Origin of the sequence: Gilliamella sp. CG13, assembly GCF_046635805.1 — a bacterium.
GTDB classification, from domain to species: Bacteria; Pseudomonadota; Gammaproteobacteria; order Enterobacterales; family Orbaceae; genus Gilliamella; species Gilliamella apicola_I.
Map to the genome: position 1 here is coordinate 178,294 of NZ_JBIDFM010000004.1, position 15,502 is coordinate 193,795.

Annotated in this window: 15 protein-coding genes; 4 read left to right on the plus strand and 11 right to left on the minus strand. The window is 38.0% G+C overall.

All coding sequences use genetic code 11. The features are described from left to right. Positions 1 to 6 precede the first annotated feature (6 nt). Positions 7 to 861 (plus strand): tagatose bisphosphate family class II aldolase, encoded by an 855-nt coding sequence (locus ACGH6R_RS07750; protein ID WP_411599312.1) that lies wholly within the window; start codon positions 7 to 9, stop codon positions 859 to 861. A gap of 247 nt (positions 862 to 1,108) precedes the next feature. Here ACGH6R_RS07750 and agp read toward each other — a convergent pair whose 3' ends face one another. From agp to ACGH6R_RS07805, 11 genes are all read right to left on the minus strand, one after another. Further along, the gene (agp, locus tag ACGH6R_RS07755; RefSeq protein WP_411599313.1) at positions 1,109 to 2,368 is read right to left on the minus strand and encodes a bifunctional glucose-1-phosphatase/inositol phosphatase; all 1,260 of its coding nucleotides are present in this window, start codon (positions 2,366 to 2,368) and stop codon (positions 1,109 to 1,111) included. Positions 2,369 to 2,445: 77 nt separating this feature from the next. Next, positions 2,446 to 3,621: an N-acetylglucosamine-6-phosphate deacetylase gene (gene nagA / locus ACGH6R_RS07760; RefSeq protein WP_411599314.1), complete on the minus strand. Its 1,176-nt coding sequence runs from the start codon at positions 3,619 to 3,621 to the stop codon at positions 2,446 to 2,448. Continuing rightward, complete coding sequence (gene agaF / locus ACGH6R_RS07765; RefSeq protein ID WP_220216362.1) at positions 3,611 to 4,048, minus strand: PTS galactosamine/N-acetylgalactosamine transporter subunit IIA; 438 nt, start codon at positions 4,046 to 4,048, stop codon at positions 3,611 to 3,613. The genes nagA and agaF overlap by 11 nt, the downstream gene beginning before the upstream one ends. 9 nt (positions 4,049 to 4,057) lie before the next feature. After that, positions 4,058 to 4,954: a PTS system mannose/fructose/sorbose family transporter subunit IID gene (locus ACGH6R_RS07770; RefSeq protein WP_411599315.1), complete on the minus strand. Its 897-nt coding sequence runs from the start codon at positions 4,952 to 4,954 to the stop codon at positions 4,058 to 4,060. Next, positions 4,944 to 5,726, minus strand: coding sequence for a PTS N-acetylgalactosamine transporter subunit IIC (gene agaW / locus ACGH6R_RS07775; RefSeq protein WP_411599316.1), 783 nt, complete (start codon positions 5,724 to 5,726; stop codon positions 4,944 to 4,946). Before agaW ends, ACGH6R_RS07770 begins: the two co-directional genes overlap by 11 nt. 15 nt (positions 5,727 to 5,741) lie before the next feature. Beyond that, the gene (gene agaV, locus ACGH6R_RS07780) at positions 5,742 to 6,233 is read right to left on the minus strand and encodes a PTS N-acetylgalactosamine transporter subunit IIB (protein ID WP_220216365.1); all 492 of its coding nucleotides are present in this window, start codon (positions 6,231 to 6,233) and stop codon (positions 5,742 to 5,744) included. 43 nt (positions 6,234 to 6,276) lie between these two features. Next, positions 6,277 to 7,443: an SIS domain-containing protein gene (locus ACGH6R_RS07785; protein WP_411599317.1), complete on the minus strand. Its 1,167-nt coding sequence runs from the start codon at positions 7,441 to 7,443 to the stop codon at positions 6,277 to 6,279. Positions 7,444 to 7,491: 48 nt separating this feature from the next. Beyond that, positions 7,492 to 8,262 carry a transcriptional repressor AgaR gene (gene agaR / locus ACGH6R_RS07790; RefSeq protein ID WP_363317347.1) on the minus strand — a complete coding sequence of 257 codons (771 nt, stop codon included), beginning with the start codon at positions 8,260 to 8,262 and terminating at the stop codon, positions 7,492 to 7,494. A 421-nt stretch (positions 8,263 to 8,683) separates the two neighbouring features. Then, a complete protein-coding gene (locus ACGH6R_RS07795; protein ID WP_294826155.1) occupies positions 8,684 to 9,859 on the minus strand; it encodes an ABC transporter permease in 1,176 nt (391 codons plus the stop codon). After that, positions 9,856 to 10,968, minus strand: coding sequence for an HlyD family secretion protein (locus ACGH6R_RS07800; protein ID WP_411599318.1), 1,113 nt, complete (start codon positions 10,966 to 10,968; stop codon positions 9,856 to 9,858). Before ACGH6R_RS07800 ends, ACGH6R_RS07795 begins: the two co-directional genes overlap by 4 nt. 78 nt (positions 10,969 to 11,046) lie before the next feature. Next, a complete protein-coding gene (locus ACGH6R_RS07805; protein ID WP_220216370.1) occupies positions 11,047 to 11,544 on the minus strand; it encodes a MarR family winged helix-turn-helix transcriptional regulator in 498 nt (165 codons plus the stop codon). Between the two features lie 287 nt (positions 11,545 to 11,831). On the opposite strand from ACGH6R_RS07805, the gene nirB reads away from it, so the two are divergent. From nirB to nirC, 3 genes are read left to right on the plus strand one after another with little or no spacing between them, the layout of a single operon-like run. Beyond that, positions 11,832 to 14,357, plus strand: coding sequence for a nitrite reductase large subunit NirB (gene nirB / locus ACGH6R_RS07810; RefSeq protein ID WP_294826149.1), 2,526 nt, complete (start codon positions 11,832 to 11,834; stop codon positions 14,355 to 14,357). Between the two features lies 1 nt (position 14,358). Continuing rightward, positions 14,359 to 14,694, plus strand: coding sequence for a nitrite reductase small subunit NirD (gene nirD, locus ACGH6R_RS07815; protein ID WP_267350354.1), 336 nt, complete (start codon positions 14,359 to 14,361; stop codon positions 14,692 to 14,694). Between the two features lie 25 nt (positions 14,695 to 14,719). Then, positions 14,720 to 15,487, plus strand: a complete 768-nt coding sequence (gene nirC, locus ACGH6R_RS07820) for a nitrite transporter NirC (protein WP_267350355.1) — start codon at positions 14,720 to 14,722, stop codon at positions 15,485 to 15,487. Positions 15,488 to 15,502: the final 15 nt, after the last annotated feature.

Below are 15,502 nucleotides of genomic sequence, written 5' to 3' on the forward strand. Positions count from 1 at the left end.
TAACTTATGTATCTTATTTCTAGTCAAGAGATGTTAAAAAAAGCACAACGTGAAAAATATGCCGTACCTGCGTTTAATATACACAATCTGGAAACCATTCAAGTTGTGGTTGATACAGCTAAAAAAATGGAATCACCGGTTATACTCGCAGCAACACCGTCAACTTATCAATATGCAGGCACATCCTACTTAATTAATATTTGCAAAACCGCAGCACAAATGCTGCGCTTTCCATTTGCGTTACATTTGGATCACCACGAAAACATCAGTGATATCAAAGAAAAAATTGAAGCGGGTATTCGCTCGATTATGATTGATGCGTCACATCATCCCTATGAAGAAAATATTGAAATTGTGAAAAAAATGGTTGAATTTAGTCATCAATATAATGCAAGTGTTGAAGCCGAATTAGGCAGGCTTGGTGGGCAAGAAGATGATTTAATTGTTGAAGATAAAGAGAGTGCATTTACAGATCCGGATGCCGCCAAAGCGTATGTCGAGCGCACAGGTATCGATTCGCTAGCTGTTGCCATTGGTTCAGCTCATGGGCTCTATAAAGGTGAACCTAAACTTGATTTTGAACGATTAGCCAAAATACGCGATAAAGTTGATATTCCACTGGTATTACATGGCGCATCGGGTATCCCTGAAGTGATGGTAAAAAAATCGATTTCCTTAGGCATTTGTAAAGTGAATGTGGCAACGGAATTAAAAATTGCTTTTTCAGATGCGTTAAAGCTAGATTTTAATCATCACCCTGATGCAAACGATCCAAGACATTATATGCAACCAGCTAAATTAGCTATGGCGAAAATTGTGGAAGAAAAAATTCGCATTTGTGGAAGTGCAGGAAAATTATAATAGAAAAGTATGGGTAATTAACTTGAAATGAGCGTTAATTTATTACACTGGCAGTCACTTACTGTCAGTTATTAATGGGGGGTATGTATTGTCACTAAAAAGTGATTTTCATAGTTATAATGGTGAACTCATTTTATTTTTACGAAATGAGTGACTCACGGCTAACATCAAAATACCTCGTTAGGTTTTAGGATTTGATAGAGTGTGCTTAAGTGACTTTTTAAGCACACGATCGACAAAATTAATGTTATTGGATGAGATGATTCAGCACTTGTTTAAACGTTGAAAATGAACAAAATCCATTAGCATTAATAGGACAATTTTCCATTTCTAATACGACTTTATGAGGTGGGTTTTGACGGTTTAATTGTACTAAATCACGGATCTGGTCGGTGGATTGATAAAAATATTCAATTTTCATCAGTGCTTCGCCATTGTGATTATTACGCCATTTTTGAAAGACAATTTTCCCACCAATAGGGGTGGTTTCAAACTGCTCTGGTAACGTGTAATGCTTAATTTTAATTGTTGAAAGTAGAGAGGCTACATTGGAATCATGTCCTACTAACAGCGTAAATTTAGGATGTACTTCATTTTCTGAAAAAGCGTGATTAATATAATTAACTAATTTTGCTGACACCTGTTTTGCCACAACGGGCGATCCAAATAAAACGCTATTGTAGTGCTCTTTGATCGCAACTAACTGTTCGAATTGTTGTTTATCCTTTATCTGCCCCCAAGCAATATCATGTAAAGGCGATCCTTCATAATATTGTAATATAAAAGCATCAGCAATGGATGTTCCCGTGCGAAGTGCGCCTGTTATGCCAGGTTCCTTGCCTTTTTCAATAATAAGCTCGGTGGGTAAATGTGCAAAATCACACTGTTTATGTGTAATACAATTGGTTGAATTAGAGTAATTTAGGATAGTCGACATGTCTTGATACGCTTTACCCAGTTTTTCATTCAGCCCTTCAATGCCTTTGGTATCGGCAGTTTGGTTAATTGAATTGATTGCGGCCTGTTTAAAGGCTGAACTATTATCATCAATGACAGGGAAAAATAGCGGATCCATGCTGCCAAGTTTTTCTTTATGGATAATCGGCACAAGACAACCCGGAAAAGCACCAACTGCAAAAAACTGTCCGGTGGCAATTGTGCGTTGCAAACTATTGGTATAAATATAAACATCTTGGTCGTTTGGACAACGATCTCGATTTAATAATTTGTTATCGACTAACCATTCACTGAAATAGTGACCAAAATAGCTTTCTAATGCTCCACCACGAGTCGTTAAATAACTCGCTGGGGTATCCCATTGCGGCCATTGATTGGGCGTGACTTTACCCAACGTACTATTAGGGCTAGCTAATGGTGCTCGCAAACCATGGCGACTAAAAACAACAACTTGTTCTAATGTAAAATCGTTCACTGTTTCGATAGCTGGTACATTGAAAGATAAAACAGTTGTTAATGCTATGATTCCCTTTAATATTATCTTTTTCATCTGATCTCCTAATTTGCTTAAATCAAAACTCAACTGCTATTAATGATGAGTTATTATTCAGGCATTTTCCATATTTATTAAACTTGTTTGGGGTGAGTGATATATTGTTCGTTGAATTGATTAGATTGATAAACGATATTGCCTTTGACTAAAGTTGCAATCAATTGATTTTGTTCGTTAAGAACAACCAAATTAGCGATTTTATCTGGCGCAATGCTACCCAATGTGTTGTCTATGCCTAATGCTTTGGCTGGGTAATAACTACCATGTAGCCAAGCCTTATCAAAAGAAGTATTAGTAAAGTTTGCCAAATTATTAACTGCACAATCAAGAGTTAATGTGCTACCTGCCAAGTTTCCATCATCGGTGCGAACAACATTATCTTTCATATGCACTCGCAACTGACCTAAATAATAGTCACCATTAGGCATACCCGTTGCACGCATAGCATCGGTGATTAAAAGTAAATTTTCTCCACAACACTTATGGGCAATTGCAACTGCGGCAGGGTGTACATGGTGACCATCAACAATCATTTCGGTTTGGCAATGATCTATGCTGAGAGCTGCACCCACTACACCTGGGTTACGATGATGTAATCCTGACATGCCATTATAGCAATGCACTACGCCACTTGCGCCTGCTAAAAGTGCAGCTTTTGTTGTTTGATAATCTGCATTAGTATGCCCAATCATGACCCGAATATTTTGATGACGTAACCATTTGATAATGGCTAAAGCATTGGGATACTCGGGCGCTAAAGCGATACACTTTAATGTTCCTTCGGCTAAGGTTAGCCATTTTTCAATTGTAGTGCGATCGGGGGCTTGCAGTAATGCTTCTGGGTGGGCACCTTTATGAATAGCATTAAAAAAAGGGCCTTCCAGATAAGAACCTAACAAAGTTGCGCCTGTTACGCCTTGCTGAATGCTGTTTTTAACTTGTCGTAGTGCGGCTTCGATTTTGTCATGGCTTTCTGTCACCGTCGTTGCCAAAAAAGCACCTACCCCATGTTGGGCTAAAAAATTGCTCATGGTATTGAGTGATTCATGGGTCGCATCCATGGTATCGGCGCCCATGACACCATGAATATGCGTATCAATCAGTGCTGGTAATAGTTTGATTTGATTAGGACACGGTTTATCACTCGGTGTGATATCCGTGATGATTCCGTTTTGAATGGTGACAATGACATTATTAAGCCAGCCAACCAGTGTTAACACCTTTTTGGCGTGGATTTGCTTAAATTCCATCAGAACACTCCTCATTTTTAGGTGATTTTTTTTGGTGCTCGTGCCATAAGCTCGTTATCGCTCTTTGCCCATTTTCAATGGTTTCTTGACGAATTGTTGCTAAGTCCAGATCCTCTCGCTGTAATAATATTTCAAGTAATAATGGCAGATTAGTCCCACTTATCACTTCAATATTATTATATTGATAACTCAACATGGCGGCTAGTCGAAAAGGCGAACCACCAACAATATCTGTCAAACATATCACACCTTGACCACGATCACACTGTTTTAATGCCGTATTTAACTGTTCTGCTAATTGTTCGCTACTCATGCCATCAGGAAAATTAACGGCATTAAATTGTGTTTGTTCACCAATGATTTGTGTTGCTGCTTCAAAAAGTCCGGTAGCAAAGCTACCATGACCTGTTAATATTACGCCTAACATAAATTTCCTCTATAAAATTCCCACTAATTTGCCGACCACACCAATAATCACCGTTAACCCAATTAATTTAACGGGTGAAAAGTTATGTTTCATCAAGTAATAAATAGTTAATGTAAATCCAAGTGGTAACAAATTCGGCATAAGTTTATCGAGCACATCCGCTTGTAACGCAATATGCGCTTGACCCGCATTAATTTCTAACGGCGTTGAAAAATGCACGTAAGAGGCAACCAGTGCACCAATGACGGTCATACCGACAATGGAGGCCGCGTGTGAAATACGCTTAGTATGGGATTTTAATAAAGGTAACGCACTGGTGCCAGCATGATAACCGTAATAAGCAAGTCCAAAACGTAGACCGAAATGGACTAAATTGAACATTAACAAAAAAATGATCGGACCAAACAGACTTCCTTCTAAAGCTAATGAGGCGCCAATCCCTGCGCAGATTGGTAATAAGGTGAGCCAAAATAGCGCATCACCGATTCCGCCTAATGGCCCCATTAAGGCAACTTTTACCGCCCGAATAGTCGATATGTTTTCTTTTCCTTTTTCCATGGCTAAGACTAATCCAGATAAAAAGGTCGCATCGAAAGGATGAACATTGATAAATTCCATATGCATGTGCATAGAATTTTTTAGATCATCCTTATTTTTATGAATTTTACGCAATGCAGGTAATACGGTAAAAAGCCAACCGCCAGCTTGCATCCGTTCGTAATTAAATGATGCTTGCAACGCCAATGAGCGAAACGCCATTCGGTTTATATCACCTTTAGTTAGTGTGACATCTTGGCTTTGGTCGGTAAACGTATCTGCCGAAACTTTACTTGTGGCGAGTGCTTGTGCCATACGTTTTTCTTCTTTATCTGCTATTTTTTGGTCATGATCATCATTAAATTCCATCTTCTACCTCCACTGAAGTTGCGCTTACAGACTTGTTACTGTCATGGTTATCACGGCTATAATTATAGAAATCAATCATTGCAATGGCTAAAGCACCTAACGCAATGGCTAAAATAGGTAAATTAAGATAGGTCACCCCCAGAAAACCTAAGATAAAGTAAGCAACATACGTTTTCTTCATCATAATCTTCATTAGCATTGCAAAACCAATTGCTGGCATCATTCCGCCCGCGACACTAAGCCCATCTAATAACCATTTAGGTGATTTTTCAACTAACGCGGTTGCTGCATCAGTACCAAAATAGATAGGTAAAAATGCGACAATGAAATAGAAACAAAATAGAATTATCATCCCCAGATAGTTCACCCACTCAATACCTTTAAAATTGAGCTGATCAACATAGCGATCACATTTGTGCATCATTGGCGAATAGAATGTAAATAAAAGGGTAATACAACCTTGTACCGCTATGGCAAAGGGAACAGCTATCCCAATGGCAACTTTAGGCTCGGTGTGCGTTAAAATTGCAAAACTGGTACCAATCACGCCGCCTATAACAACATTTGGAGGTTGTGCGCCGGCGAGTGGAACCATGCCCATCCAGACCAGTTCTAATGAACCACCCACATATAAACCTGTTTTTACATCACCCAAAATCAACCCAACTAACGGTCCAATTACGATTGGTCTGTGTAAATGCGTAAGTCCGTCAAATAAGTCTACGCCAGCAATACCGGCTAGTAGTCCTATCAATAAAGCATCCATTAACATAATTTGCCCCTCTTGCTATGATGATAGATTGAGTAAATCTGCTATTTTTTCGCCAGATTCGTCCGGTACACGGCGAACTTCGCAAGTGACGCCTAACTTTTCCAGCTCTTTAAAAGCAGCGATATCATTGTCATCAACGGATACCGTTTTATGGATCTGTTTTTTCCCTTCAGAAAAGTGCATATTACCAACATTGACAAATTTAATGGGTACGCCACCCTTAACTAGAGTTAGAACATCTTGAGGTGTTTTACAAACAATAAAGATTTTTTGACGTTCAGCTGCTTTGCCAATAATGTCGATAGTTTTTTGCAAGGTGAAATAACGCGTTTGAATTCCTTCTGCAATAACCATATCCATCAGATTTTGTTGTACCGGATCTTGCGCAGCGCTGTCATTGGCAACTAATAAAAGATTAGCGCCAAGCGCATTCACCCAAGTCACACCGACTTGACCATGAACTAAGCGGTTATCAATACGTGTCATAAGAATATTGGGAGTACTCATATTTTTATATCCTTTTATTTAAAGGTTTAATCGGATTGATGACTTAAATTTGATGAAATGGATAAATCGTCACACCTTTTACAACTCGATTCACTTCACCGGTAGGACAAGGATTGTCAGGGGTTAATCCAACACTCAGTGATTTTTCAAACGCTAACATTTGAGCAAAAACTAAGTAAGGAAAAATCAACCAACAATCGGAAAGATGACAATCAACCGACAATATTTGTTTATGCGTGCTCTGCTGACCGCTCAAAGCAAGTACATCTGTTGCGATACGATCGTGTTCTAACTCATTAAATAAATCGATATCGTATTGGTGGATATAAGCATCGTTAGAAAAGAAACATACCACTAAACTTTTTTCATTAATCATAAACTTAGGGCCATGGCGTAAACCTAATATTGAATCAAATCGGGTTGCAATTTTACCGGCAGTGAGTTCTAAAATTTTTAATGCGGCTTCTTGAGCGGTGCCAGTGAAGCAACTACTACCAACATAAATTACTCGTTCATGATTTTTTTGGGCTAATTGTTTTGTGATGGTTTGCCAATTTAAAAGTTGTTGCTCACAAATAGTGGCAATTTTCATGACTGCATCATTTGCATCATGAGTATCGATACCGCCTAAAAGCAGCAGTGTGGCTAATATCATGCTACTAATACTCGATGTCATCGCAAACCCAAGATCATGCGTTCCTTCTGGCAGGACTAATTGCAATATACGCTGAGCATTATTTTTTTGGTTAGCATAATCGGTTAATGCACAATTGGGATTACAGGTTAAAAATAGGTGATAGCAATCTGAAACGATTTGATCGGCTAATTTTACGGTTGCAACGCTTTCAGGGCTGTTGCCAGAACGAGCAAACGAGACAATTAATGTTTTTTTATGGGCAGATAGATATTGTAATGGATCAGCAACAATTTCAGTAGTGCCATAAGCATAAACATTGCGTTTAGTCTGTTCTCTTAGCCATGGTGCAAGGGCGACACCGCCAAAAGCGGAAGATCCCGCACCGGTAAGGATAATAACTAAATTCGGATCAGCCAGTAAAGGGGTTAGAAAGGTTTCTATTTGAGGTTGTTTTTGGGAAAGTAATTGAAGCAAATCACGCCAAATTTTAGGTTGTTGACAAATTTCTTTAGCCGTATGAATTGCGCCGTGTTGTTCTAACCACTCTTTCGAATAATTTAAATATTGTTGCATAATTGTGATCCTGTTCGTTAAGTCATAAAAATAAAAAAAGAGAAAAGTTTATAGATTGGCAATAACCACATTAATGCCTAATGTGTGTAATTGCGTTAAATATTCTTTTGGAATGTTTGAATCTGTAATCAGCGTTTCAATAGGATTGATTTTTTCAATCATACAGAAGCTTTTACGTCCAAATTTACTTGAATCCGTTATCGCAATGATTTGACCTGAAACTTGACACATGACTCGATTAACCGATGCTTCGCCAAAATTGGGTGTTGTGATACCTGCGCTAAGGTCGAAGCCATCAACACCTAAAAAAAGTTTATTAAAATGATACATTTTAAGTTGTTGTTCTACGGTTGGTCCCGAAATAGAAAAGGCTTTTTTTCGAATATTACCACCAGCAATGATGACTTCAATGTCAGTATTGATTGATAAATCGTAGGCAATATTAATTGCATTGGTAAAAACAATGAGATTTTGTTTTTCACGCAGATAAGGCACCATGGCTGCAGTTGTTGATCCTGAATCGAGAATAATGCGATCACCATCTTTAACCATTTCTGCCGCTTTTTGGGCTATCTTATTTTTAATGGTAGAGTTAATACGACTTTTATCTTGTAAAGGTCTATCAAAAGCGAAAGCTTTATTTAGCATAGCACCGCCATAGGAACGCAATACACAACCTTTTTGTTCTAAATGGCGAAGATCATTACGAATGGTGACAGTTGAAACTTTAAAAAGCTTACTTAATTTATTGACTGAAACGGTATTTTCTTTACCGAGTAAATAAATAATTTTTTCTCGACGTTGCAATGTATTCATTATTAAATCATTCATAACATAATTACTTGTTTTGCTTTCATTCTGTTATTCAATTTAAACATATGCAAAGGATCGAAAAATGATAGGTGAGTCACAAAACCGATTTTGGTTGTAAAAACGTGAAAACCTTTTCATTTGAAAGGAAGTGAAAGAAAGGGTAAGGGGAGTAATAATAACTTAAAAATAATATTGTATTGTTATTCAGTTAATTAGCAAACTTGAATGGATAATTAAAAATACTTAAATCATCAAAAAAATAACGTGTATTTCGTTTAATGAAGTGATGAAGATCACAAATTGGATAATTTGACCGAAATATTTAGAAATTTTATCAATAAAAAAGAAATGACGTTGAGTCCAAAGTTTAATACAGTGAAAGTCGTTATTGAAACCCAATGAGAGTTTCAATAACTTTATTAATGATTTAGCTTACGTCGGTTTTGGGTTGTGCAATGGATTTTTGCGTTCGTTCAAAAACGATCATCACCACAAACGCAATGACAGTTAAATAAATAATGAAAATGCCATAGGTAGATAGCATATCAATCAGTGAACGTCCTCGCATGGCGATATCTCGGAAGAATCGAAATAGCCAGACTAAAGGAAATGCATGACTAACATAGTAAGTCCAAAGTGGCATAATCCCGACCGCCATGGTTGATCCACCCATAATAAATCCTGGTGGCACTAAGAAAATCATTTTGCTTGCACCTTCACCTGGATTATTGGTTTTCCAGGAAAGTAAAAAACCTAACCAACCAAATGCAAGTCCGGTCATGAAAATGCTTGGTATAAAAATAAAATAGTTACCATCAAAACGTAATTGTCCAAAGATCACTAATACGGCGGTTATTAATGTTAATCCGGTCGTATAAAATAATGCATAAGGGACTGTTCTTGCTAATAGTGCAACAAAGCCTCTTTCTAAAACTGTATTCCACATGCCAGTGACTTTTAAACGACCGACAATCATTAAAGAAGTTAATCCATACGTCAGTGACGAAAAGAAGTAAACAAAATAGATAATTGTCGATATAGTGGAAGAGCTAGCTGGATTGAACATATATCGCGTTTTAAGTTGCATTGGCGATAAGGTGGCTTCAGTCCCTTCATGTCCTAAACCTAATGCAGACACTTTACCAACGCTAAGTTCAGCCCCTAACTCAGGAATATATTCATTTAAGCTTTGTAACACTTTGGCATTTTGTGCATCATTGGTATCATCGGCAAAATACCCTAAACGAACCGTTTGGTCACCTTTTTTAAGACTTTTCTCTAATCCTTTAGGAATATAAAGTACCCCTAAATTGCGATCGTGCGAAACTAAAGTGATAGGATTCACCGGTGATCGGATGACTTCGGATACTTCGATATAAGGCGAAGTATTGACTTTACTGATTAATTCCGTTGAATAATGTGAACCATCAAGATCAATAACTGCAATCTTACCTTCAAAAACGGCACCATGACTTAACACAATGGAAAAGATTAGCGCAACAATGGCTGCTAATCCTATTGCAACTTTATAATATGGAATGAAGTGACCTGACAACATTGCGTCAAGTTCTTCAAGCATAGATTTAATGATGTTTTGCATCATTGATCAACCTCGATTGTCATACCGGTTAAAAGTTTTGGAATAGATTCCATATATATTCTGACCTGATAAGAGGTTAAATCAGCTTGACCACGTTCACGTGTCATACGTAAATCCGCAAAAGAAGGTGCTGCGGTTGCAAAACGAACTTTACCTTTTATCTCTTTATCAAGCGCGATGACATTGGCTTTAACTGTTGTGCCCGGTTGGTAGTCATTTACCATTTTTTCGTTTACATAAATATCAATGTATTTACGATCGGTCTCTAATAACACTGCTGGTGCGCCTGTCGGAGCTAATTCACCATCTTCAAACATGATTTTTAATACTTTGCCATCTTCAGGAGCCGTTAATGTTAATCGTTGATAATTGATATGTAGCTGTTTTAAGTCAGTTTCACCTTGTGCAAGTTGTGCTTGGAGCTGAGCTAACTGATTTTGTCGATTTTGAAGTTTTTGTCGTGCAATAGCAACAGATTGTATTGTCATACCTGTTGCATTTCGAGTTTGCTCAAATTGATTAATTTGTTCGGGTGTTGCACCAATCATTAAGGTGGATAATTGGCTTTGAATCTGAACAACTTGCATTTTCGCAACCGTAAATGCATTACGGGCGGTATCAAGTTGCGATTGCGAGTTTCCCCCTGTTTTACGTAATTGGGTTTGACGATCAAACTCCATTTGAGCTAAATTTTGAGCTGATTTAGCGGCTTCTAAATTTGCTTTCACTTCTTCAATTTTACGCCAAGTGGATAATTCGGTTAAATTTGTTTCGTTTTCGGTGATCGCAATGGCAGCTTGTTCTTGAGCAACTGCCGCTTTTTGGCTGTCAACCTGCGCTTGTAGACGATCGATAGCTAATTTAGTATCGACATCTTCTAATTGCATTAACGGATCCCCTTTTTTTACAAATTGTGATTCTTCGACAAATCGTTTGATGACTTTTCCGCTCACATTTTGAAAGGCAATATTAATCTCATCTGCGGTTAATACGCCAGATTTAATGCTTTTAGCCACGGTGACGGCATCATTTCGAGAACCTAAAAAGATTAAAAAAGAGGCAACTGTTAGGATAACCAAAAATATAGCAGGGATTTTGATATTTTTTTTCATATATAGCTTATTTTCCATTTAATTAGTCAGCTAAGTATTTAGATAAATAAAATAGACTTTAAGTAAGCTTAAAGTCAGTTATTTTCGTAAAAGTTTACGCAACATCAATATTAAAGACTCTTGTTCTTGCGAGTTTAAAACTTCGGCAAAAGCACGAATCGATTTTAGGTGATTGGGTAATGCTTCTTGAATTAATTTTTCGCCAACTTCAGTCAATGAGATAAGTCGAGAGCGACCATCTTCACCACTTTTAGACATGGTGATTAATGGTGGAGTTGCAGCTAGCATTCGCTTAACCATAACTGACACGGTAGCAGGGGTAACACCTATGCGTAATGCCAAATCACTGGCACAGGTTTCACCTTCCGAAAAGAGTGACATTAATAATGCGAACTTACCTTCTGAAACATCATAATCTTTAGTCAGTTGTGCGTAAATGTTTGAACGGATTAAGTCAGCTGTGGTGATCAAGCTTAAGACCAGATCAACGCCTGAAACATCAACAATATCATCATTAAATCTTTGTGCTCGTGCTAACGTTTCACGAGACGGAAGCTTTCTTGACTTGTAATTCAATTATCATTACTCAATTTATTTAGTCGGCTAATTATACTATTTAAATTTTGATTAGCAACATTATTTAACCAAGGGTGATTGGATATTAAAGGTTAAAGCCTATCAGGGTAGGGATCCTAAATTTAATTGACGTTAAATATTTTATAATGCTTTGTTTTAAAAATAGTTATCCTTATTACTACTAAAGTGGTAATCCTTGAGGATAATTATAATCTGAGCAAAGTAACATAAAATGGAGCACAGCTATAAATTAAATAATTGAATTAAAATAAAATTGGAGCTTTATTATGAGTAAAACCAATCTCGTTATCATCGGTAATGGGATGGTTGGACATCGTTTTATTGAAGAAGTTATCGATAAAATGCAGTCTGATCTGTTCAATATTACCATCTTTTGTGAAGAACCTCGCCTTGCTTATGACCGTGTTCACCTTTCTTCCTATTTTTCTGACCACACTGCTGAAGCGCTTTCTTTAGTTCGTGAAGGGCTATATGAAGAAAATAACATTCAAGTATTACTGAATGAGCGGGCAATATTAATTAATCGTCAACGTAAAGAAGTTCACTCACACACAGGGCGAATTGTTCACTATGATAAATTGATTATTGCTACCGGATCTTATGCGTGGGTACCACCTATTAAAGGTTCAGATGGTGCAGATTGTTTTGTTTACCGAACCATTGAAGATCTTGATGCCATTCGTGAATGCGCAAAACAGTGTAAATCAGGTGCTGTTGTCGGTGGGGGGTTGTTAGGGCTTGAAGCTGCTGGTGCGCTGAAAAACTTAGGAATACAAACGCATGTCGTCGAATTTGCGCCAGTATTGATGGCTGAACAACTTGATGCCATGGGGGGTGATCAGTTACGCCGAAAAATTGAAGAGATGGGCGTTGGTGTTCATACCAGTAAAAATACCCAAGAAATTATTCATACGCCGTTAGGTAAGAAGATGCAATTTGCTGATGGTTCGTCGCTGGAAGTTGATTTTATCGTATTTTCAACAGGTATTCGCCCGAATGATCAACTTGCTAAAGCATGTCAACTTGAGATTGGTCAACGAGGTGGCATTGTGGTGAATAACCATTGTCAGACATCTGATCCTGATATTTACGCTATTGGTGAGTGTGCGTGTTGGCAAGGTAAAGTATTTGGTTTGGTTGCTCCGGGCTATAAGATGGCACAAGTTGCCTTAGCGCACTTAATGGGTGAGCCAATGCAATTTGAAGGCGCTGATATGAGCGCTAAATTAAAGTTAATGGGCGTTGATGTCGGTAGTATAGGGGATGCCAAAGGAAAAACACCCGCTAGCCGTAGCTATGTGTATTTAGATGAAAATGTACCGGTTTATAAAAAATTGGTCGTTTCGTCAGATAATAAAAAATTATTAGGTGCTGTATTGGTGGGTGATACGGCTGATTACAGTAATTTATTACAATTGATGTTAAATGAGATGGATCTTCCTGAGCATCCGGACACCTTAATTTTACCAGCTCATGCTGGGGCTAAACCCACAATGGGCGTCGAAGCTTTACCGGATACTGCACAAATTTGCTCATGTTTCGATGTGACAAAAGCAAAAATCATTAATGCGATTCACGCAGGTTGTCATACTGTAGCGGCAATCAAGGCAGAAACCAAAGCCGGTACAGGTTGTGGTGGTTGTATTCCATTGGTGACTCAGCTCTTAAACTCAGAATTAGCTAAACAAGGTATCGAAGTCAGCCATGCTTTATGTGAACATTTTAAATATTCACGCCAAGAATTATATCATTTAATTCGTGTTGAAGGATTAACTTCATTTAATGAAGTGATCAAAAAACATGGTACGGGTTATGGATGTGAGGTGTGTAAACCGACGATCGCCTCTTTATTGGCTTCATGTTGGAACGATTATATTCTCAAACAAGATTTAGTTCCGTTGCAAGATAGTAACGATATCTTTCTTGGAAATATCCAAAAAAATGGAACATATTCGGTTATTCCGCGTAGTGCCGGAGGTGAAATTACGCCAGAAGGCTTGATTGCGGTGGGGCAAATTGCTAAAAAATATCAACTTTATTCAAAAATTACCGGTTCACAACGTATCGGTCTTTTCGGTGCGCAAAAAGATGATCTACCCGCTATTTGGAAAGAGTTAATTGATGCTGGCTTTGAGAGTGGCTATGCGTATGCAAAAGCCTTACGAATGGCTAAAACCTGTGTGGGGAGTACGTGGTGTCGTTTTGGTGTTGGGGATAGTGTTGGTCTGGGTGTTGAACTGGAAAATCGTTATAAAGGGATTCGGGCTCCACATAAATTCAAATTAGGTGTATCGGGTTGTACACGTGAATGTGCGGAAGCACAAGGTAAAGATATTGGCGTTATTGCAACTGAAAAAGGTTGGAATCTTTACGTATGTGGTAATGGCGGGATGAAACCTCGTCATGCTGATTTGCTTGCTGCTGATCTCGATAGACAGACATTAATTCAATATCTTGATCGCTTTATTATGTTTTATATCCGTACCGCTGATAAATTACAACGCACTTCGGTATGGCTTGAAAATCTGGAAGGCGGGATTGACTATTTGCGTAGTGTAATTATCGACAATAAGTTAGGTATTAATGATGAGCTGGAAAGTGAAATGACTCGTCTGCGTAAATTGGTGGTGTGTGAGTGGAAAGAAACGGTTGAACATCCTGAAAACCAACAACGATTTACTCACTTTATTAACAGTAATTTGCGTGATGAAAATGTCAAATTTATTCCTGAACGTGATCAGCATCGACCTGCGACAGCCGAAGAACGTCAAGCAATGTTAGGAGAGCAATAATATGAGTCAATGGATAACAGTTTGTCAACTCGATGACATTTTACCGGAAACAGGCGTGTGTGCACTTGTCGGTCATGAACATGTTGCAGTATTTCGTCCTTATGATTCCGATGAAATTTATGCAATCAGTAATATCGATCCATTTGCACAAGCCAGTGTCTTATCTCGAGGTATTATTGGACAGCATGAAAATGACTTGTATGTTGCAAGCCCATTAAAAAAACAGCGTTTTCGTTTAAAAGATGGTTATTGCATTGATGATGCCGACTATTCAATTGCGCATTATGAAGTAAGAGTCAATACAGATGGTTTTGTTGAAGTTAAATCATCGAGTTAAAACAATTTTAAAGGTTTAGATAGTTATGTATACCGATACAATTAATAAATGTGCTGCCAATGCAGCACGTATTGTACGTTTAGCCAAAACTAACCCGATAGGGTTTTGGTTAAGTTCTGCTATGGCCGGCGCTTATGTTGGTCTTGGTATTATTTTGATCTTCACTTTAGGTAATTTACTTGATCCATCGTTAAGACCTTTAGTTATGGGGGCGACATTTGGTATTGCCTTAACGTTAGTGGTGATTGCAGGATCTGAGCTTTTTACTGGTCACACAATGTTTTTAACATTTGGCGTAAAATGTAAGAAAATTACGCATACACAGATGTGGCTAGTATTACCTCAAACGTGGTTAGCCAATTTATTGGGGTCTATTTTTGTCGCTGCTTTATATTTTTATGCTGCTACCCCATTATTATCAACCGATACCAGTTTAGTGCATAGTGCAGCATTAGCCAAAACGACCGCATCGGCTAGTGCGCTGTTTTTTCGTGGTATTTTATGTAACTGGCTAGTTTGTTTAGCTATTTGGATGGCAAATCGTGTTGAAGGCTCAGCTAAATTTATTGCGATTTGGTGGTGTTTGCTAGCATTTATTGCCTGTGGTTATGAGCATTCGGTGGCGAATATGACGTTATTTTCACTTTCATGGTTTGGTCATCATAGTGATGCTTATACCCTATGTGGAATTGGTCATAATTTACTTTGGGTATCGTTAGGTAACCTTGTTTCTGGCGTTGTTTTTATGGGCTTAGGATACTGGTATTCGACACCAAAAACTGAACGACCATAATCTTGGCTGAATTAA

Bases quoted from the DNA above. Each gene is read 5' to 3' on its own strand.
- ACGH6R_RS07750 (WP_411599312.1), top strand. From the start codon at position 7: ATGTATCTTATTTCTAGTCAAGAGATGTTAAAAAAAGCACAACGTGAA.
- agp (WP_411599313.1), bottom strand. From the start codon at position 2,368: ATGAAAAAGATAATATTAAAGGGAATCATAGCATTAACAACTGTTTTA.
- nagA (WP_411599314.1), bottom strand. From the start codon at position 3,621: ATGGAATTTAAGCAAATCCACGCCAAAAAGGTGTTAACACTGGTTGGC.
- agaF (WP_220216362.1), bottom strand. From the start codon at position 4,048: ATGTTAGGCGTAATATTAACAGGTCATGGTAGCTTTGCTACCGGACTT.
- ACGH6R_RS07770 (WP_411599315.1), bottom strand. From the start codon at position 4,954: ATGGAATTTAATGATGATCATGACCAAAAAATAGCAGATAAAGAAGAA.
- agaW (WP_411599316.1), bottom strand. From the start codon at position 5,726: ATGTTAATGGATGCTTTATTGATAGGACTACTAGCCGGTATTGCTGGC.
- agaV (WP_220216365.1), bottom strand. From the start codon at position 6,233: ATGAGTACTCCCAATATTCTTATGACACGTATTGATAACCGCTTAGTT.
- ACGH6R_RS07785 (WP_411599317.1), bottom strand. From the start codon at position 7,443: ATGCAACAATATTTAAATTATTCGAAAGAGTGGTTAGAACAACACGGC.
- ACGH6R_RS07795 (WP_294826155.1), bottom strand. From the start codon at position 9,859: ATGATGCAAAACATCATTAAATCTATGCTTGAAGAACTTGACGCAATG.
- ACGH6R_RS07800 (WP_411599318.1), bottom strand. From the start codon at position 10,968: ATGAAAAAAAATATCAAAATCCCTGCTATATTTTTGGTTATCCTAACA.
- nirB (WP_294826149.1), top strand. From the start codon at position 11,832: ATGAGTAAAACCAATCTCGTTATCATCGGTAATGGGATGGTTGGACAT.
- nirD (WP_267350354.1), top strand. From the start codon at position 14,359: ATGAGTCAATGGATAACAGTTTGTCAACTCGATGACATTTTACCGGAA.
- nirC (WP_267350355.1), top strand. From the start codon at position 14,720: ATGTATACCGATACAATTAATAAATGTGCTGCCAATGCAGCACGTATT.